The sequence below is a fragment of the Enterococcus sp. AAFC-DPL-5146 genome (genome assembly GCF_058216635.1).
The window spans coordinates 1,547,540-1,568,020 of record NZ_CM177103.1 but is presented as its reverse complement, the minus strand read 5'-3'; the positions used below and the strand labels follow the sequence as shown (position 1 = coordinate 1,568,020).

Here is a 20,481-nt window from a genome sequence, read left to right as displayed (position 1 = left end):
GGAAGAAGAATGAAGGGGATTATTTTAATTGGCTTTATGGGAGCAGGGAAAACAACTATTGGGAAACTCCTTTCAGAAAAAACAGGTATGGAGCATATCGATTTTGATGATAAAATCGTTGAAGAAATTGGCATGACTATTCAAGAATATTTTGATTTGCATGGAGAAGAAGCATTCCGTGAAAGAGAAACAAATGTCTTGAAACGCTATCTAGATCACGATCAGGTTGTATCAACAGGTGGCGGCATTGTTATGAGACCAGAGAATCGAAACCTTTTAAAACAAATGGCGCCAGTCGTTTATTTACAAACAAAACCAGAAGTGTTCATTCCAAGATTGAAACATGATCATACAACAGTCAGACCTTTAGTTGTCTCAAAGTCTCCTGAAGAGATCAGACAAGTTTTTGAACCGAGAATTCCTTTTTATAAAGAAAGTGCCAGTTTGGTCGTTGATACAGACAATCGTACGCCAGAAGAAATTGTGGACGAAATTTTAGAGAATATATAAGTAGGTGAGCCAATGAGAGTCGGTTTTTTAGGTCCAGAAGCATCTTTTACTCATAATGCAACCAAAACTGCGTTTCCAAATGATGAGCTTGTTTCCTATCATTCAATTCCTGCCTGTATTAAAGGGGTTGAATTCGGCGAAGTTGATTTAGGTGTTGTACCAATCGAAAATACAATTGAAGGGTCTGTGAATACTACAGTTGATTATTTGTTTCATCAAACAAGTATTCCAGTTGGAGCAGAAATTGTATTGCCTATTTACCAACAATTGATGGTAGCTAAAAACAATCAAGATACATGGCAGAAAACAACAAAAATTTTATCTCATCCTCAAGCATTAGCACAATCACAAGATTTCATTCGTACGTATTTTCCAATGGCTGAACTAGAAGCGACACCATCAACTGCTTATGCAGCAAATTTTGTTGCTAGCAATCCAGATCAAAAGATTGCAGCAATTGCACCGAAACTTTCTGCACAGACTTATGATCTATCAATTGTTGGAGAAAACATCCAAGATGTAGCAATCAATCAGACTCGTTTTTGGGTGTTGGGCGCTGAAAAGGTTGATCTCCCAATTAAATCAGAAGATAAGAAGTTGACGATTGCTTTGACAATGCCTAATAATATACCAGGAGCTTTACACAAAGCGCTATCTGTATTTAGTTGGCGGGATATCGATTTAAGTAAAATTGAATCAAGACCACTTAAAACAACATTAGGTGAATATTTCTTTTTAATTGATATCAATGTTCAAAAACCACAACAATTGATTGATAATGCATTGGAAGAGATACGTTTAATGGGAGGGGCAGTAAAAATATTTGGAAACTACGCTATTCATCCAATAAACGGAGTATAAAGATCTGAAAAGGTCTTTTTATTTTTTATTAAATTTTAGCGATATAAATAGGAATTTTCAGCAAAATAAGGTATGCTTATAAATGTTGTTAATTGAAGAGAGGTGGACATAATGAGCCGTGTGGATCGTTATAAACATATACATGATAGTGCCAAACCAGTAGAAGAAAAAAATGGATTTAATCCTAGAAAAGAAAAAAATTATTCTGAAGAACCTAGAAATAGCTATTATCAAGAACAAGAACCTAATCAATATCAAGAACCAATGGGCGGCGATCCAAGACAGAGATTTGAACAAGCTAATCCCGAGGAGAAAAATAAACATTTTTCAAAAAAGGAAAAAAAACCAAAAAAACCAAAAAGAAAAAGACGGTTCAGTTGGCCTAAAAGAATTCTTTTATTTTTAATTTTATTGATTGTTTTAGCGGTCGGGTTCTTTTTTAAAGGGAAGTCTTATGCTGAAAATGATAATTCATTACCTAAAGAAGCAATCCAGACTTTTAATGGTGTGAAAAGCGCGAATGGTGCGAATAATATTTTAATTTTAGGTAGCGATACAAGAGGAGAAGATGCTGGTCGAGCGGATACTATTATGGTATTACAATTGGACGGACCTTCGAAAAAACCTAAGCTAATTTCGTTTATGCGGGATACATTCGTTGATATTCCTGGATATGATGCGAATAAGATCAATGCCGCATATGCATTAGGTGGAGCGGAATTAGTTCGCCAAACATTAGCTGAAAATTTCAATATTCAAACGAAATATTATGCAAAAGTTGATTTTCAATCATTTGAAAAAATTGTGGATTCGATGTTTCCTGGTGGTGTCAAAATTGATGCTGAAAAAGACTTGAATTTAGATGGTGTGGACATTGCCAAAGGCGTTCAGAAAATGGATGGACATACACTTTTGCAATATGCACGTTTCAGAAAAGATGAAGAGGGAGACTTCGGACGTGTGCGCCGTCAACAGCAAGTCATGAATGCCGTTATAGGACAATTAAAAAATCCTTTAGCTTTGATTCGTACACCAGAATCTTTAGGACGTCTAGTTGGTTACATATCAACGGATATTCCTACATCATTTATGCTGAAAAATGGTCCATCAATGATGCTAAAAGGTGGTAGCGGGGTTGAGCGACTAACTGTTCCAGTTGAAGGATCTTGGAGCAATGAAGACGTTTATTATGCGGGTAGTGTACTTCAAATTGATCTAGATACGAATCGTTCATCAGTTCAAAACTTCCTAGGGCAATAAGTATTTTATTTAAATCTATATTGATTTATGCTATATTTATATTACCGTGTAAAATTAGTGAAACGAGGTTACAAAATGAAAATTGCTATTGTGACAGATAGTACAGCTTATTTACCTGAGCGAATCAAAAATTCGCCCAATCTATTTGTTATTCCCATCCCGGTTATTTTAGATGGTAAGATATATAATGAAGGAATCGATATCGAAGCTGATGAATATTACAGCTTGTTGAATCATAGTAATGAGTTTCCAACAACTTCTCAACCTGCTCTAGGAGAGGTTATTGAATTGTACGAAGGAATTTCTGCTAAAGGTTATGATACGATTATCAGTATTCATCTTTCGTCAGGTATTTCGGGTTTTGTTAACACGTTATTTTCATTAACTGATTCAATAAAAGGTGTTACATTGTACCCATACGATTCTAAAATTACAAGTGTACCAATGGGTCATATGGTAGAGTCAGCATTAGATTTAGTTAAAGAAGAAGCTAGTTTGGAAGAAATCTTCACTAAATTAGATGTTATTAGAGATAATACATATGCGTATTTAATTGTTGAAGATTTAAATAACCTAGTTCGTGGTGGAAGACTGACAAATGGTGCAGCTTTAATTGCCGGATTATTGAAGATTAAACCTATTCTAACTTTCGAAGATGGAAAAATTGTTTTATTTGAAAAAATTCGTTCAACTAAAAAAGCTTTCGCTCGTGCAGAAGAGATTATTGGTAAAAGAGACAAAGAAATTGGTCGACCCGTCAAACTATATGTTATTCACGCCAATAATTTAGCTGTTGCAGAACAAGAGAAAGCAAAACTTGAAGAAAAATATCCTAATGCAATTATTGAAATTGGTCATTTTAATCCTGTTATTGGAACTCATTTAGGTGAGAAAGCAATTGCCCTTTGCATTTGTGCCCAGTAAACTAAGAAGAGGATGAAACAAAACTAAAAATAGTTTTGTTTCATCCTCAATTTTGTTTTTTATAAGTCGACTTTATAAAAGGCTCGTAACGTTCACCAGAAAATAAATAGTATGTTACAATAACAAATAAATCATACTTTTTTTGTTGAAAATCGAAAAAAATAACGATTCAATAGTCATTTCCCTTTAAAAGTAAGGTATACTTAAAGAAAAAGGAGGGCGAGTGGATGAATTTAATTGAAGAACGTTTACAAAAAGAAAAAATGAAGCAAGTTCAACTGCTCGCTGCATATTACCAAGTAGTTAACCGTTTGCCACTTGGAGACAAAAGAGATAAGATGATTCGCGACATATTGGCTTGCAAAGATAAAATAAAAAAAATTAATCAGCAATTAACAGAATTAAATAAAAAAGAATAGCTATCAATCGTCAGTTTAGACAGACTTATTTCGTAAAAGGAGAACATTTTGGGTATAGAATTTTTTACGGTACTACTCACTATTTTTGTCGTGCTTATTTATGTTTACTTAAGCTTAGTAAGAAAAAGTATTTTGATTAGAAGTGTAAGGAGACCTCTTTTTTATGTTTTAGTTATCGGGCTTAGTGTAATTGCCTTAATAACTACTTTATTTTCTGAACAAACAAGTGATCAAAGAGTTCGGGGAATTCTTTCAGTTTTACTTATGCTAAGTTTTTTATTGGATACAAAAGGTTTATCAGATGATCGAATCATTTTAGGGCCATTTGATAAGAATGGTGTTATGTATCAGGATGTTGAAAAGATGGCTTTATTACTTAAACATAAAGAAATTAGGCTGAATTATTTTAAAAATGGACGCAGAGGTCCCATGATGAAATTTTCTATACCATTAGAAGATCTGTTGGCGTTCCTTTCTGAGCGCTTGAACGAAGAAACTGAAATCAATATTTTGTTTGACGAAGATGATGAAAGTAAGTAAAAAACGAGAATGAAGGAGTAAAAGCACTCTTTACTTTCGTTTTTTATTGATGATTGGGAGTTAAAAGTTAAATTCAAAAAGATTTTTTTAAAGAATAGTAAAATTTAGTAGGTATTTCTTCAACTGTTTGCTATAATGTGTCAGAGAATTTCTGAAAGGAAGTAATGTTGTGAATAAAGAAATAGAGCAACGAGTTGCAGAATTGCGTGAGAAGTATAAAGAGTTGCCACCAGAAAAGAAGGCAGAATGGGAACGTCATATAAAAAAGAGAAACTTTTTGAATTACAAAAAGATTGAATTAGTCAAATCAGAATTACTAAGATTAGAAGCTCGTCGTGCTCAGTTAGAGCTATGCGACAAGGAAAAAGAACTCGGACTACTCGAAAAAAAAATAAGCTGTAAGAAAGAAAAATTATTACGATATTTAGGTAAACAGATAGATCAATAATTAATAAAGGGGGATACAAGATGGGGTTTGTGTATTTAATTATTGTTTTTGTATTTGCTATAACGTTTTCTAATGTATTCAATCGGATTGTTCCGATTATACCATTACCGATTGTTCAAATCATTGTTGGTATCTTAATTGGATTGACGGACATCGGTCGAGAAATAACTTTTGAACCAGAAATATTTCTAGTAATGATTATTGCACCATTACTTTTCCGTGAAGGACAACGAAATGATATTTCTGCTACTATGAAAAATTTTAGTGTGATTTTATTTTTAGCTTTTATCGGTGTTTTAATTACGCTTGTAAGTGTTGGTTGGGCGTTACATATGATTATTCCGGCATTACCGATCGCTGCTTGTTTTGCATTAGGAGCAGCATTGGGGCCTACAGATGCAGTAGCAGTAGGTTCTTTATCTGGGAAAATCCAGATTCCACCTAAAGCGATGCACATTTTAGAAGGAGAAGCTCTCATTAATGATGCTTCCGGCGTTACAGCGTTTCAATTTGCATTGGCGGCGCTACTAACTGGTACATTTTCAGCGACAGATGCTGGAGTTACATTAATTTTTTCAAGTATTGGCGGGGCCATTGTTGGAGCTGTTTTAGTAATGATCAAACGGCAAATAGTTATGGTCCTAGAAAAAGCTTCAGCAAGAGATGTAACCGGTTATTTATTATTAGAATTATTATTGCCATTTTTGGCATACATGGTTGCTGAAGTGTTCCATGTTTCAGGGATTATTGCAGCTGTTGTAGCAGGTGTTATGCAAGCGGCTAGTTTTAAGAAAGTTTCACTATTTGAAGCCGAATTATCAAGTGTTTCTGAAATTACTTGGGGAACAATTACGTTTACGCTAAATGCGTTGGTATTTCTGTTTTTAGGAATTGAATTATCGCTAGTTTTCTCTCCCATTTGGAACAGCCAAACCTACTCTAACAGTTTCTTAATGGTGGTTGTTATGATATTAAGTGTTACATTATTTGTTGCGCGCTTTTTATCTATTGTCTTAATTTATAGTGTAAAAAATGGATTAAAGAATATTTGGCAATCAATGAATGAAATGTTGATTTTGACTTTTGCAGGAGTCAAAGGGACAGTGAGTTTGGCTACTATTTTTATTTTACCTCTAACTATCAATGGACAGAACTTTCCTGAACGATCTTTACTTTTGTTTATCACAGCTTGTGTGATTTTAGTTACTTTAGTAGGTGGGATTCTTGTGTTGCCTTTTTTAACTGAATCTGATGAAGCAGAAAGCATCAATGTTCAAGGGATTACTTTACTCCAAGAGGTTATCGAGCATCTAAAAAAAATCAATAAAAACGATCCACATGTAGAAATGAATGTTGTGATTGAAAACTATCAAGATCGCGTGAAAGAGTTATATACAGATCAATTGCCATCAGATCAGCGGCAAGAAGTTCAAGAACTTCGTGCACTGATTGTTTCTATTGAACGAGATGGGTTGGAAGAAAGTTTTCGTCAAAAAGAAATTGGCATAGAAGGGTATCGTTTATATGAGCGATTGATTTCTAGAATGGAACGTTCTATTGTTCGACAATTATTGTCTATTATTGGTTTTTGGCTCCTTTTTGTTCGACAAATTATTGCATTTTTTGTACATCCTAAAATGTTATTGGCAAAAAAAGATGAAGAAAATAGACGCGAATTTCAAAAAGAAGAGCTAGAAAATGTTCGGCAAGTATTTTTGCAAAACACAGAAGTGATTTTGAAAAGTTTGGATAATCTAAAAGGTGTTTATGATGATGAAATTATTCAATTCTTTATCGAAGGGCGTTTACAATTTGCTCAAAGACTGGAAGATGGAACGTTTATTGATTCATTTATTGTTCGTTCTCAATCTAATTATGTAAAAGAATTGTTGATTGGGTATCAAGAAGAACGAAAAATGATTGATGAATATGAACGTTCAGAAAAAATATCTTCTTTCGAAGCAAATGAATATAGAAAAAATGTTAATTTGTTAGAATCTTATTCAATCAATGATACTTCTAACACTATTCCATTACGGAAACTGACAAGAGAGCTAAAAAAAGAAGCTGAGTAAGGAAACTCGCTTCTTTTTTTTGTAATTTTTTGATACAATAAGCAGGATGAAAAGGGCGTGAACATATGAAAGAATTAAAAGTGAGTGAGTTAACGAAGACATATGGGGAGAAAACCTTATTTGACCATATTTCTTTTCACATCCATGATAAAGAACGAATTGGTTTGATTGGTACAAACGGAACAGGGAAAACCAGCTTATTGAATATTCTAGCTGGTAAAGATAGTGGTGATGGCGATATTAACGCTATCTTGCAACCCAACGATTACCAAATAGGTTATCTTTCGCAAGACCAAGAATTTGATCCTAGATTAACAGTTGTTGAAGCATTGTTCCAAGGTGAGACACCGATTATTCAAGCTGTAAAAAATTACGAATTGGCGTTACTAGCGTTAACTGAAGATGGCCTAAGCGAATTAGCTCAAAAACAATACGCTCAAGCAGAAGAGCGAATGAATAAAGAAGATGCCTGGACAGCAGATACAGATGCTAAAATCATTTTGCAAAAACTTGGAATTGATACCTTGCATAAAAAAATCGGTGAATTATCAGGCGGTCAAAAAAAACGTGTTAGTTTGGCCCAGGTGCTGATTGAATCCCCTGATCTATTACTTTTGGATGAACCTACCAACCATTTAGACTACGAAGCAATCAGTTGGTTAGAAGGCTATTTAAACAGCTATCGAGGGGCGATTTTGATGGTTACGCATGATCGCTACTTTTTAGATCGGGTAGCAAATCGGATTTTTGAGCTATCTTTTGGTAAACTACATGAATACAAAGGAAACTATGAAGCTTATATCTTAGCGAAAGCTGAGCGTGAACGTGTGGAGCTTGAACAAGAAGATAAACGAAAACAGTTATACAAACAAGAATTAGAGTGGATGCGTGCTGGAGTCCAAGCTAGAGGGACAAAACAGCAAGCAAGGCAAGACCGCTTTCACGATCTGAAAGAAAATCTCCATCAAGTGAATCAAAAAAATCAATTGGAAATAGATGTAGCTACTCAAAGATTAGGAAAAAAAGTATTAGAGATCAAAGATGGAAACTATACGATTGAACATAAAACGATTCTAAAGAACTTTGATATTCTAATTCAAGCAAAAGATCGAATAGGGATTACTGGAAAAAACGGTGCTGGGAAATCCACCTTGTTAAATATTTTGGCTGGTCGTTTGACACTTGAAAGTGGTATTTATTCGATTGGAGAAACAGTGCGTTTAGCTTACTATACACAACAAAATGAAGCGATGGATCCAAACCAAAGAATGATTTCTTATTTACAGGAAGCTGCTGAACAAGTACAACGTACAGACGGCACCAGTATCAGTGTTGCTGAATTATTAGAACAATTTCTTTTCCCTCGTTTTATGCATGGAACAATTATTGGTAAACTTTCTGGTGGAGAGAAGCGTCGCTTGTATTTATTAAAATTGTTAATCAGTCAACCAAATGTGTTATTATTGGACGAACCCACAAACGACTTAGATATCGACACCTTAACGATTCTGGAAGATTATATCCAAACCTTTAGAGGCGCAGTGATTGCTGTCTCTCATGATCGTTATTTTCTGGATAAAACTATGGATAAATTACTTGTTTTTCAAGGTGAAGGCCAAATAACTACTTATTTCGGTTCGATGAGTGAATACTTGACACTCAATAAAGAGCAGTCAAAAAGAACGGTCAAAACCGATACAAAGTCGGTACAACCAGTTGAGAAAAAAGAAAAAACCAAATTGACTTACATGGAGCAAAAAGAATGGGCAACCATTGAGACAGATATTGGACAACTTGAAGAACAAGCAGCAAAGCTGACAGAAGAAATGAATCATCAAGGTGATGATTTTACTAAGCTACAGCAACTTCAAACTGAATTATCAACTGTGGAGCAAGAATTAGAAGAAAAAATGGAACGTTGGGAATATTTGAGCGAATATGCAGAAAATTAGGAGGCAATAACTATGGAAGAAGCATACTTAGCATTAGGCCGCAAAATTTTAGGGGAAGGTCACTTGAAAGAAGACCGAACAGGTACAGGAACACGCAGTATTTTTGGTCATCAAATGCGTTTTGATTTATCAGAAGGATTCCCGCTTTTAACGACGAAAAGAGTTCCTTTTGGTTTAATTAAAAGTGAACTGCTATGGTTTTTAAAAGGGGATACTAATATTCGTTATCTATTACAACATAATAATCATATTTGGGATGAATGGGCTTTTGAGCGCTATATAAAAAGTCCTGATTATCAGGGACCGGATATGACAGATTTTGGTCGTCGGGTTCTGGCAGACGAAGTGTTCAAAGAGAGTTATGAAAAAGAGCATAAAGAGTTTTGTGATAAAATTTTGACAGATGAAGATTTTGCCAGTAAGTATGGTGAGTTAGGAAATATCTATGGTGCTCAGTGGCGCCACTGGGAAACAAAAGAGGGGCATTTTATAGATCAATTAAAAAATGTAATCGATATGATTAAAAAAACACCTGATTCACGTCGTTTGATTGTTTCAGCTTGGAATCCTGAAGATGTTCCTTCTATGGCGTTGCCGCCTTGTCATACGATGTTTCAATTTTACGTAAATGATGGTAAACTAAGTTGCCAGTTGTATCAACGTAGTGGAGATGTTTTTCTAGGTGTGCCATTTAATATTGCTAGTTATGCATTATTAACACATTTAATCGCACATGAAACTGGGTTGGAAGTAGGAGATTTTGTCCATACCATAGGAGATGCTCATTTATATACCAACCATATCGATCAAATGAATGAACAGCTTTCTAGAGAGAGTCGACCATTTCCTACTTTAAAATTGAATCAAGAAAAACAGTCTGTTTTTGATTTTGACATGGAAGATATTGTCATTGAAGGTTATGACCCGCATCCAGCAATTAAGGCACCGATTGCCGTATAATTTGAAAGGAGTTTCCTAATGTTAGCAGCCATATGGGCACAAGATGAACAAGGAACAATCGGTAAAGAAAATCGGTTACCTTGGCATTTGCCAAATGATTTGAAATTTTTTAAACAAATGACTGAAGACAATACAATCGTTATGGGGAGAAAGACTTTTGAAGGAATGGGAAGCCGTCCATTGCCGAATCGTCAAACAATTGTGATGACGAGAGATAAAGACTATCAGGCAGAAGGAGTTAGTGTGCTTCACACTATAAATGAAGTGCTTGACTATGCAAAATCATTTTCTGGTATTACATTTATTGCTGGAGGTTCAGCAGTGTATGAGGATTTTTTACCTCATTGTGATGTGTTATATCGAACGGTTATCCATCATGTTTTTGAAGGGGATACGAAGTTTCCAACTGTTTCTTGGGATGATTGGACAATGATCAACTTAAGTGAAGGAGAGCAGGATGAACAAAATCCTTATGCTTATCAGTTTGAAACATACCAACGAAAAGTTTCAGCAGAGTAAATAATTTGACAAGATACTTAATTATAATAATTGAACTACTAAAAAAACATACTAGTTAATAGTATGTTTTTTGCTGTTTTAAATATGATTGCGATATAATCCAACAACTTTGCCTAAAATGCTCACATTACTTAAAATAATAGGGTCTAAAGCGTCGTTTTCAGGTTGTAAACGAATATGATCGATTTCTTTGAAGAATCGTTTACATGTAGCTTCGTCCTCATCAGTCATCGCGATAACGATATCTCCATTAGATGCATTACTTTGTTTTCGAACAATAACTTGATCACCATCTAATATTCCCGCATTAATCATACTCTCACCTCGAATTGTTAACATAAACAAGGCATTTTCTTCTGATTTTAAATCAGGAGGAAGAGGGAAAAAGTCAGATGCTTCTTCAACAGCTAAGATAGGTTCACCGGCTGTAACTACACCTAACATTGGAATAATCGTCGGTCGAACACCGATTTTTTCTAAACCTTCTGCAGTTAGTTCGATAGCTCTTGGTTTTGTCGGGTCGCGTAAAATCAATCCTTTTTTCTCCAAACGTGCCAAATGACCATGAACAGTGGATGTTGACGAAAGATCAACGGCTTTTCCAATTTCCCGAACGGTCGGAGGATAGCCCTTTAGTTCAACTTGTTCGTATATATATTTTAGTACTTCTATTTGCCTTGTATCTGTACGTTTCACCAAAACCCGCACCTTCTTTCGATTTATAATTTTAGTGTACCATAGTTTTCCAAAGGAATCAAACAAGCGTTCGTATTTTTTGCTAGAACATATAATTTAAGTGCAACACTAAAAATCAAAGGTGAAAAAGCCTGTTATAATGGTGTTGACGAATTATATCAACTAGGAGGTATTCAGCTATGACTTGATACACAACTTACTATACGTGAGTGGGAAATGATCTTTCCTTATCATGGTTTTGGTTTTATTATTCGTAGAATTGGGTGCTTAATCAAAAGAAGTCTTTCAACTGTTATGAGGGAACTTAAGAGGAATACTACAAAGTTTAGAGCATATTCGCCTTCTCTAGCACAAAAATCGTATCATAAGAACAAGCAGAAATGCGAAAGAAAGAGAATCTTGGAACAGTCACCGTATAAGGAAATCATTCGTAAGCTACTTTTTTAAGCCCAATGGTCTCCAGAACAGATAGCGAATAGAATTAACTTAGAGAATAATGAATCTGTTATCAGTTACCCTACTATTTACAATGGTCTATTTGATGAAGGATTTCCTGTAGGAAGTCCTAGAGCACGAAAAATGTTAAGACGAAAAGGAAGAAAATCAGTGAATAAAAGAATCGGTGATCGTTGTGGAAGATTTACTGATATGAAAACGATTCATGAACATCCGACAAAAGCTGAGACTAGAGAAGAATTTTGACATTGGGAGGCAGATACTGTATTAGGACGCTGAGAAAAATCATGTCTGGTCACACTGGTTGATTGAAAATCTCGATTCTTGTTAGCGGGGAGAATTTCTAATAATGATTCAATTTGTGTAAGAGATATGATTGTAAAATTATTATCGCCTCTAAACAGGAAACAACGCAAAACTATTACGCCAGACAGAGGATCAGAATTTGCAAAATATAAGTACTTCAGTAGATTATGTGGTATAGAATGCTATTTTGCAGATCCTTGGTCTCCATGGAAACTTGGAACAAATGAGAATACAAATGGATTGATACGTGAGTACTTACCAAAACGTACAGACATGTCACCTGTTTCAGAAGAGTATATTGAATCAGTCATTCATAAATTAAATAATCGTCCTAGAAAATGTTTAAACTGGAGAACGTCTTATGAGATATTTTATGATAAATCATTATGCTTAATTCAATAATACTGGTTAGATATATTTTTCTCTTGCTATAAAGTGAACTTCAGGGTTTATGATAAGTGTGCATGAAAAAACTCTTTAGGAAAGTAGTTGGTGCTATGATGAAAACATTATATTTGATGAGACACGGCGAAACACTATTCAATCGACAGAAAAAAATTCAAGGTTGGTGTGACTCTCCTCTTACATCAAAAGGAAAGGAACAGGCGATCATTGCAAGGAACTATTTCAAAGATAAAAATATTGTTTTTGATGATGCGTATTCGTCTACTTCTGAGCGTACGTGCGATACTTTGGAATTAGTTACAGATATTTCTTATAGTCGAATAAAAGAACTTAAAGAATGGAATTTTGGTGATTTAGAAGCTGAACATGAATATTTAAACCCGCCACTTCCATATGGGGACTTCTTTGTTACATATGGCGGAGAAAGTGAACAAAAATTTCGAGAAAGAGTTTCTTCTAGTTTATTTACAATTATGAAACAGACTTCAGGAGAAATTATTTTAGGGGTCTCACACGGGGCTTCTTGTCGGCAATTTATGCGAGAATGGCAACACGCAAGTACCGTAGATCAAGAAGAGCGAATCGGAAATTGTTGTATTTTGAAGTTTGATTTTGAGAATGACACATTCTATTTAAAAGAAATCATTAATCATGATTTCTCCATGCTAGAGTAAAGGAGTTTATTGGAATGAACATAAAACAAGTGGCGGATATGTTCAATTTAACAGTTGAGACTATTCGGTATTATGAACGTGTAGGAGTGATTCCTCCTATTAAACGGGACAAGAACGGCTATCGTATATTTACAAAACGAGATTTGAATTGGGTTTTTCTAGCTAAAAGTTTAAGAAATGCTAGGTTATCTATTGAGTCATTAATCGAATTTGCCACACTCTCTCAAATGGAAGGTGATGAGCGACTCGCTCAAAAGGATATTCTTAAAGATCAGTTAAAAGAGTTAGATGAAAAAATCGACGAACTTGCACAAGTTCGTAAGCTGCTGCAATATAAAATTACAACTTATGATGAACATATCGCAAAATTTAGAGCTGGAAATATGTCTGATGATGATATTGAGGAGCTTTGGACAATGAAGCATATGAACAAAGACAACTAATAATGAAATGGAGGAAATAAATAATGCAAACAATTAAACTTAATAATGGAGTGAATATTCCTGTGTTGGGCTTTGGTACATATCAGATAACAGATCCGAAAGAGGCGGAAGAAGCAGTTTATGAGGCTATTAAAGCCGGCTATCGTCATATCGATACTGCGCAATCTTATATGAACGAAGAAGCTGTTGGCCAAGGTATTACTAAGTCAGGTATTTCACGTGACAAGCTGTTTGTTACTACTAAAATTTGGGTTGAAAATGTATCTTATGACGGTGTTATGAAATCGTTTCAAGAATCTCTTGATCGTTTAGGAATGAACTATATAGATTTATTGTTATTACACCAACCTTACAACGATATATACGGTGCTTGGCATGCGATGGAAGAATTACAAGCTGACGGAAAAATCAGAGCAATAGGTGTATCTAATTTTGCTGTTGATCGAGCGGTAGATCTAGCAGAGTTTAATAAGATAACTCCGCAGGTAAATCAAATAGAAATCAACCCGTTCAATCAACAAGTTAAAAATATTCAAGCGTTAAAGGAAGAAGGCATTTTTCCAGAAGCGTGGGCTCCTTTTGCTGAAGGCAAAAATAATATTTTTAAAAATGAACTTCTTATGAGTATTGGAAATAAGTATAATAAGACAGTGGCACAAGTAATCATTCGCTGGTTGCTAGAACAAGAGATTGTCGTTCTAGCTAAATCAATAAAACCAGAACGAATGGCTGAAAATTTGAATGTTTTTGACTTTTCTTTATCTGATGATGATAAGCAAAAAATTGCGAGCTTGAATGAAGGAGGAAGCCAATTTTTCTCTCATGCAGACCCAAAAATGATTAAGTGGATGGCCAGTAGAAAGCTGGATAAATAAAAAAAGAACAGTCGCACTCTTTGAGAATCTAATTCAAAAGTGCGGCTATTTTTTTATAGAAAGGGTCTTAATAGCAATAAATTTTTATATTATCTCACAAGTGTTGCATTTAATTAGACAATTTTAGTGGAAAATATAGTTAAACTTTTTTTATGCCTTAATCAGAAAATGATTACGTAAGAATAACAGATTGTTTTTCTTTTTTATCAAGAATATAGTTGTGTTTTTCAAGCCCATCTTATAAGATAGACATGGAAAGTAAACAGGTTTTGTTAAACAAACTTGTTTGGCTCGTATATTATTATGTTTTTGTCTAGTTTTGTAGAAAAAATTTAGCGTTTTAAAATTTAAGGGGGATAAGCATGTTATCAAGAGAAAAAATGAGCCGAATAAATGAACTTGCAAAAAAAGCAAAAGAAACTTCGTTAACTGAGAAAGAAAAAGAAGAACAAAATATTCTTCGGCAAGAATACTTAGCTGCTTTTCGAGGAGGAATGCGTCATCATATTGAAGGGATGAAAGTTGTTGATCCAAAAGGAAATGATGTCACTCCAGAAAAATTAAAAGAGATTCAAAAAGCTAAAGGATTGCATAATCGAGAATAATTTTAGTTATTTTTACTAAAAGTAATTGCTTTCATAAGTGAAATACGATAAAATATAGTTAATAAAGGTAAAAAAAACCTAAATAGGAGATGATTTTTTTGTTCGATAACACTGATCAGTTAGGCGTCAATACCATTCGTACACTAAGTATCGAAGCGGTACAAAAAGCAAATTCAGGTCATCCTGGATTACCAATGGGTGCTGCACCTATGGCTTATGCACTTTGGACAAAACACTTAAAAGTAAATCCTAAAACATCAAGAAATTGGGCAGATAGAGACCGTTTTATTCTTTCTGCTGGTCATGGCTCAGCAATGCTTTATAGCTTACTTCACTTAGCAGGCTATAATGTTACGATAGATGATTTGAAAAGTTTCCGCCAATGGGAAAGTAAAACACCAGGTCATCCAGAAGTTCATCATACAGACGGTGTTGAAGCGACAACTGGTCCTTTAGGTCAAGGGATTGCAATGGCTGTTGGTATGGCGATGGCTGAAGCTCATACAGCAGCAGTTTATAATCGTGACAGCTTCCCTGTAGTGGATCATTACACTTATGCATTATGTGGTGATGGTGATTTGATGGAAGGGGTATCTCAAGAAGCAAGTTCAATGGCAGGTCATATGAAACTAGGCAAGTTGATTGTGTTATATGATTCAAATGACATCTCTTTAGATGGTCCAACATCAAAAGCATTCACTGAAAATGTCGGGGCTCGCTATGAAGCTTATGGTTGGCAACATATTCTAGTTAAGGATGGGAATGATTTAGAAGCCATTTCTAAAGCCCTTGAAGCAGCGAAAGCTGAGTCGGATAAACCGACTTTAATTGAAGTTAAAACTGTAATTGGTTATGGCGCTCCAAAGGAAGGCACTTCTTCAGTTCATGGTGCACCAATCGGAGCTGAAGGAATTGCAGCAGCAAAAGCTGTTTATGGATGGGAATATCCTGATTTTACTGTGCCGGATGAAGTAGCTGCTCGTTTCAAAGAAACAATGGTTGAAAAAGGCGAAAAAGCTGAAGATGACTGGACTAATATGTTCAAAAATTATGAGAAAGAACATCCAGAACTAGCAAAACAATTTAAACAAGCGTTTGCTGACGAACTACCTGAAAATTGGGATAAAGAATTACCAGTATATGAAGTAGGATCAAGTGCGGCAAGCCGTGTAACAAGTAAAGAAACAATCCAAGCAATCTCCAAATCTGTCCCTAGCTTCTGGGGAGGTTCTGCTGATTTATCTGCATCTAATAATACAATGGTTGCAGCTGAAAAAGATTTTGAACCTGGACAATATGAAGGCCGAAATATTTGGTTTGGTGTTCGTGAATTTGCGATGGCCGCAGCGATGAATGGTATTCAATTGCATGGTGGAAGTCGAGTTTACGGAGGAACATTCTTTGTATTTACCGATTACTTACGCCCAGCTCTCCGTTTAGCGGCTATTCAAAATACACCTGTTACTTATGTTTTAACACATGACTCTGTTGCAGTTGGAGAAGATGGACCAACACATGAGCCTGTTGAACAATTAGCAAGTATTCGCTGTATGCATGGTGTACAAGTTTTACGCCCAGCTGATGGTAATGAGACTGTTGCAGCTTGGAAAATTGCAATGACAACCAAAGATGCACCGACTGTTTTAGTATTAAGTCGTCAAAACTTACCAGTTATTGAGGGAACAAAAGAAAAAGCTTCTGAATTTGTTCAAAAAGGGGCATATGTGATTTCTTCGCAAAAAGGGACTAAACCTGAAGGGATTTTAATTGCCACTGGTTCTGAAGTAAACTTAGCAATCGAAGCCCAAAAAGCATTAGCAGAACAAGGAAAAGACGTTTCTGTTGTTTCAATGCCTAGCTTTGATTTATTCGAAAAACAAACTGCTGAATATAAAGAGTCTGTTTTACCGGAAGATGTCAAAAAACGTGTGGCAATCGAAGCTGCTTCTCCATTTGGTTGGGAGCGTTATGTTGGTACAGCAGGTACAACAGTGACAATCAATCATTTTGGTGCATCAGCTCCAGGTGACTTGGTATTGAAAGAGTTTGGTTTTACAACTGAAAATGTAGTTGAGAAATACAATAATTTATAAAATAAAAAGGATGAGAAAATTCTCATCCTTTTTATTTGTGCTTATATTTTCTTTTTTGTAATATTTGTGCAATAATATCGATATAAAAGAAAAATATGGAAATATTTATTTTTTTAATTAAAGGTTTTTTAATAAAATTGAATTTAAAGCATCTGTAGCTAAAATAATATTCAATTAATCTACAACATGTAAAAATGATGAAACATAAATTGGATTATTAATAAAACAAAAATTTCAGATGCATTACATAGCCTTTAAAACTTCAAGATTTTAGAGTAAATAATTGTTTCTAAAAAGAGACCAAAGTAAAATGTGATTATAATGTTCTATCAAGGAGGACAAAGGAATGGAAGAAAAGACAAGAAGCAGCAGGCATAAAAATAAAGTCCACACTATCAGTAGTAAAAAGGTTGCAGCTGCGCTAGGAACTTCATTGATTTTTCTTCCTGTTGCAAGTAATTTACTGCCCGTAAGTGTACAAGCGACAGAAACTGATCAACAAGGAGAGGTTTCCCCACAAGCATTTATTGAATCTATTGGATATTCGGCTGCTTCGGTTGCGAACGCTAATGATTTATACGGATCTGTAATGATTGCACAAGCGTTGTTAGAAAGTAGCTATGGCACATCTGGCTTAGCCGCGGCACCAAATTATAATTTATTTGGTGTAAAAGGTAGCTATAATGGTCAAACAGTCTATATGGCTACTTCAGAGTATTTAAACGGTGAATGGGTTACATTGAACGAACCTTTTAGAAGTTATCCTTCATATGCAGACTCGTTTCAAGATCATGCTAATGTTCTTAGAACGACTGTAGGTTCTAGTGGAAACTATCACTACTCAGGTGTGTGGAAAAGTAATACATCTAGTTATATGGATGCTACAGCTGCATTAGCTGGACGTTATGCAACAGATCCTGATTATGCAAGTAAGTTAAATTGGTTAATTGCAACATATAATTTAACAGATTATGATTGGGGAGCAGCTACAACAGGAAATACAACATTCGATATAACTGCTATTGGACAAAGTGGAGCTAGTTCAGTTGATTCAACCGCACATACGTACACAGTTGAATCAGGAGATACGCTTTGGGCTATTGCCGATAAAAATGGTCTTTCAGTTGATCAACTAATGTCTCTCAATGGACTAACAGCTGAATTAATTACAGTTGGACAAGTGTTACAAATTTCATAAAAAATAAACCTCTGAAAGATTGTCATTGTTAGTGGCAATCTTTCGGGGGTTATTTTTTATCTTTTTCCAGCGCGAAGTTCTTCTAGTCTACGTTGACGATTTTTAGTTATATCCTTGATTCTTGGTCTAGGTAAAATAGCCTCTGCTGTTGTTGTTGAATGTTTTTTATACGTAGAAGAATCTTTTATATCGAAGTTTTTTAAATAGTCAATAACCTCTCGAACAATTTGCGTAGGTGTGGAAGCCCCAGCAGTTACTGCGATTTGTTCAACATTCATTAACCAATTAGGATCAATTTGTGAAACATCAGAGATTCGATACGCTTTAACACCAGCTTGCTCAATTGAAACTTGAGCTAAACGATTACTGTTATTACTTTTAGGATCCCCCACAACAATCGTTAAATCACAACCTTTAGCCTGTTCAACAACCGCCTCTTGACGTACTTGGGTAGCTTTGCAGATATCTTTATGAATCAATACATGAGGATATTTAGTTTTGATTGCGTCCATTAAATCGCTCACATCCCATTGACTCATCGTTGTTTGGTTTGTTACAAAAATTTTATCAGCTATTAATGCTAGAGAAGAAATATCTTCTGAGTTTGAAACCAAGTGAACGTGTTCTGGTGAAACGCCATGTGCACCTTCAGGTTCAGGGTGATTTTTCTTTCCGATATAAATAATCTCATAGCCTTCAGAAACTTTCTCAGCAATCAATTCATGTGTAATCATTACATCTGGGCAGGTGGCATCAATCATAGTCAAGCCTTTTTCGATTGCTAGTTCTTTTACCTTAGGAGATGTCCCATGAGCGGTAAAAATGACTGTCCCGCGATCAACTTTGGCTAAAATCTCTTCTCGATTTTCTCCTTCTAGTGTATGGATGCCAATACTTTCAAAAGCATCAGTTACATGTTTATTATGAACAATCATTCCTAAAATATAGATGGGGCGAGGTAATGTTTCATCTAGAGAAGCGTTTCTCGCTATGACCATTGCATCTACAACACCATAACAATAACCACGTGGACTAATATTTATAATTTTCATCTATGAATACTCCTCTTTACTTTTTTCAGTCTTCTATACTATACATCATTTTTGTTAAATTTGTTTAAAGAGTACATACAATAGCAAATTAATAGCCAGATGACACTATATAAGCTATTATAAAAAAAGAGAAAGTTTATCTGTAAAAAAGAAAATGGAGGAATGTAATATGACTCAAATTTTTAATTCAGTTACAGACTTGATTGGGAAAACACCAATTGTCAAATTAAACCAAATCGTTCCTGAAAATGCAGCAGATGTTTATGTGAAACTGGAGTTTTTTAATCCAGGCGGGAGTGTAAAGGATCGAATCGCATTAAATATGATTAATCAAGCTGAAAAAAACGGGGAACTTAAAGCAGGAGATACGATTGTTGAACCGACAAGTGGAAACACTGGAATTGGTTTAGCGATGGTAGGGGCTGCTAAAGGATATAAAGTCATGATTGTTATGCCTGATACAATGAGCATTGAACGAAGAAAATTAATGCAGGCTTATGGTGCTGAATTACTATTAACTCCAGGGGCAGAAGGAATGAAAGGTGCCATTGCTAAGGCAGCTGAATTATCAGAAAAAGATGGTTACTTTATGCCGATGCAATTTGAAAATCCAGCAAATGCGCAAGCACATGAAAAAACGACTGGAAAAGAAATCCAAGATGCATTCGGTTCTTCAGGTTTAGATGGCTTTGTAGCAGGTGTTGGAACCGGTGGGACAATCACAGGCGTCGGCAGGGAATTAAAACGTGTTTATCCAACTATTTCAATTGTTGCTGTTGAACCAGTTGAATCTCCTGTTCTAGAAGGAGGGAGCCCAGGACCGCATAAGATTCAAGGGATTGGAGCTGGTTTTGTTCCTAAAGTTTTAGACACAGACATTTATGACAAAGTCATAGCAGTGTCGAGTGATACTGCTATTGAAACAGCTCGACTATTAGCAACAAAAGAAGGGCTGTTGGCAGGGATATCTGCAGGTGCTGCGGTTGCTGCTGCTATTCAAGTTGCTAAAGAGCTAGGATCGGGTAAAAAAGTCTTGACTGTAATTCCGGACAATGGAGAGAGGTATCTGTCAACTGCTCTTTATGATTTTTCTGATTAATTTTTTTAAAATGGGAATAATAGACCATTCCCATTTTATACATAATTCAAACAAAAAGTATGTAATTGTTTTGTTGTCTGAATAATTGAGAGATAAAATTGATATTTCCTG

The 20,481-nt window shown here is 35.2% G+C and carries 20 protein-coding genes and 1 pseudogene; 19 read left to right on the top strand and 2 right to left on the bottom strand.

The annotated features are described in order from the left end of the window. Nucleotides 1-9: 9 nt before the first annotated feature. The 11 genes from AC4BB2_RS07015 (at nucleotide 10) to AC4BB2_RS06965 (ending at nucleotide 10,468) form a co-directional block, all read left to right on the top strand. Entirely contained in the window at nucleotides 10-510 is a 501-nt protein-coding gene (locus tag AC4BB2_RS07015; protein WP_490472254.1) for a shikimate kinase, read from the top strand. 12 nt (nucleotides 511-522) lie between these two features. Then, nucleotides 523-1,371 (top strand): prephenate dehydratase, encoded by an 849-nt coding sequence (gene pheA, locus AC4BB2_RS07010; RefSeq protein ID WP_490472253.1) that lies wholly within the window; start codon nucleotides 523-525, stop codon nucleotides 1,369-1,371. A gap of 111 nt (nucleotides 1,372-1,482) precedes the next feature. Further along, nucleotides 1,483-2,631 carry an LCP family protein gene (locus tag AC4BB2_RS07005; protein WP_490472252.1) on the top strand — a complete coding sequence of 383 codons (1,149 nt, stop codon included), beginning with the start codon at nucleotides 1,483-1,485 and terminating at the stop codon, nucleotides 2,629-2,631. A 75-nt stretch (nucleotides 2,632-2,706) separates the two neighbouring features. Continuing rightward, nucleotides 2,707-3,555: a DegV family protein gene (locus AC4BB2_RS07000; RefSeq protein ID WP_490472251.1), complete on the top strand. Its 849-nt coding sequence runs from the start codon at nucleotides 2,707-2,709 to the stop codon at nucleotides 3,553-3,555. Between the two features lie 227 nt (nucleotides 3,556-3,782). Next, nucleotides 3,783-3,974, top strand: coding sequence for a hypothetical protein (locus AC4BB2_RS06995; protein WP_490472250.1), 192 nt, complete (start codon nucleotides 3,783-3,785; stop codon nucleotides 3,972-3,974). Nucleotides 3,975-4,022: 48 nt separating this feature from the next. Beyond that, nucleotides 4,023-4,514: a hypothetical protein gene (locus AC4BB2_RS06990; protein WP_490472249.1), complete on the top strand. Its 492-nt coding sequence runs from the start codon at nucleotides 4,023-4,025 to the stop codon at nucleotides 4,512-4,514. Between the two features lie 169 nt (nucleotides 4,515-4,683). Further along, entirely contained in the window at nucleotides 4,684-4,962 is a 279-nt protein-coding gene (locus tag AC4BB2_RS06985; protein ID WP_490472248.1) for a hypothetical protein, read from the top strand. Between the two features lie 20 nt (nucleotides 4,963-4,982). Next, entirely contained in the window at nucleotides 4,983-7,037 is a 2,055-nt protein-coding gene (locus AC4BB2_RS06980) for a cation:proton antiporter (protein ID WP_490472247.1), read from the top strand. Between the two features lie 65 nt (nucleotides 7,038-7,102). After that, entirely contained in the window at nucleotides 7,103-8,989 is a 1,887-nt protein-coding gene (locus AC4BB2_RS06975) for an ABC-F family ATP-binding cassette domain-containing protein (protein WP_490472246.1), read from the top strand. Between the two features lie 12 nt (nucleotides 8,990-9,001). After that, on the top strand, nucleotides 9,002-9,949 hold the full coding sequence (locus AC4BB2_RS06970; protein ID WP_490472245.1) for a thymidylate synthase: 948 nt from the start codon (nucleotides 9,002-9,004) through the stop codon (nucleotides 9,947-9,949). 18 nt (nucleotides 9,950-9,967) lie between these two features. Then, on the top strand, nucleotides 9,968-10,468 hold the full coding sequence (locus AC4BB2_RS06965; RefSeq protein WP_490472244.1) for a dihydrofolate reductase: 501 nt from the start codon (nucleotides 9,968-9,970) through the stop codon (nucleotides 10,466-10,468). A gap of 78 nt (nucleotides 10,469-10,546) precedes the next feature. Here AC4BB2_RS06965 and lexA read toward each other — a convergent pair whose 3' ends face one another. Continuing rightward, on the bottom strand, nucleotides 10,547-11,167 hold the full coding sequence (gene lexA / locus AC4BB2_RS06960) for a transcriptional repressor LexA (RefSeq protein WP_490472243.1): 621 nt from the start codon (nucleotides 11,165-11,167) through the stop codon (nucleotides 10,547-10,549). Nucleotides 11,168-11,365: 198 nt separating this feature from the next. On the opposite strand from lexA, the pseudogene AC4BB2_RS06955 reads away from it, so the two are divergent. From AC4BB2_RS06955 to AC4BB2_RS06925, 7 genes and pseudogenes are all read left to right on the top strand, one after another. After that, nucleotides 11,366-12,328, top strand: a pseudogene (locus AC4BB2_RS06955) (IS30 family transposase). Between the two features lie 95 nt (nucleotides 12,329-12,423). Next, nucleotides 12,424-13,005 (top strand): histidine phosphatase family protein, encoded by a 582-nt coding sequence (locus AC4BB2_RS06950; protein WP_490472242.1) that lies wholly within the window; start codon nucleotides 12,424-12,426, stop codon nucleotides 13,003-13,005. Nucleotides 13,006-13,019: 14 nt separating this feature from the next. Further along, nucleotides 13,020-13,448 carry a MerR family transcriptional regulator gene (locus AC4BB2_RS06945; protein ID WP_490472241.1) on the top strand — a complete coding sequence of 143 codons (429 nt, stop codon included), beginning with the start codon at nucleotides 13,020-13,022 and terminating at the stop codon, nucleotides 13,446-13,448. 23 nt (nucleotides 13,449-13,471) lie between these two features. Further along, nucleotides 13,472-14,323 (top strand): aldo/keto reductase, encoded by an 852-nt coding sequence (locus AC4BB2_RS06940; protein ID WP_490472240.1) that lies wholly within the window; start codon nucleotides 13,472-13,474, stop codon nucleotides 14,321-14,323. A gap of 362 nt (nucleotides 14,324-14,685) precedes the next feature. Beyond that, on the top strand, nucleotides 14,686-14,928 hold the full coding sequence (locus tag AC4BB2_RS06935; protein WP_490472239.1) for a DUF896 family protein: 243 nt from the start codon (nucleotides 14,686-14,688) through the stop codon (nucleotides 14,926-14,928). Nucleotides 14,929-15,026: 98 nt separating this feature from the next. Then, complete coding sequence (gene tkt / locus AC4BB2_RS06930; RefSeq protein ID WP_490472238.1) at nucleotides 15,027-17,021, top strand: transketolase; 1,995 nt, start codon at nucleotides 15,027-15,029, stop codon at nucleotides 17,019-17,021. 346 nt (nucleotides 17,022-17,367) lie between these two features. Continuing rightward, complete coding sequence (locus AC4BB2_RS06925) at nucleotides 17,368-18,219, top strand: glucosaminidase domain-containing protein (protein ID WP_490472237.1); 852 nt, start codon at nucleotides 17,368-17,370, stop codon at nucleotides 18,217-18,219. A 56-nt stretch (nucleotides 18,220-18,275) separates the two neighbouring features. On the opposite strand, the gene AC4BB2_RS06920 is transcribed toward AC4BB2_RS06925, so the two are convergent. Then, nucleotides 18,276-19,271 carry a 4-hydroxy-3-methylbut-2-enyl diphosphate reductase gene (locus AC4BB2_RS06920; protein WP_490472236.1) on the bottom strand — a complete coding sequence of 332 codons (996 nt, stop codon included), beginning with the start codon at nucleotides 19,269-19,271 and terminating at the stop codon, nucleotides 18,276-18,278. A 169-nt stretch (nucleotides 19,272-19,440) separates the two neighbouring features. Between AC4BB2_RS06920 and cysK the strand changes: the two genes are divergently transcribed. Next, entirely contained in the window at nucleotides 19,441-20,370 is a 930-nt protein-coding gene (gene cysK / locus AC4BB2_RS06915; protein ID WP_490472235.1) for a cysteine synthase A, read from the top strand. Nucleotides 20,371-20,481 lie beyond the last annotated feature (111 nt).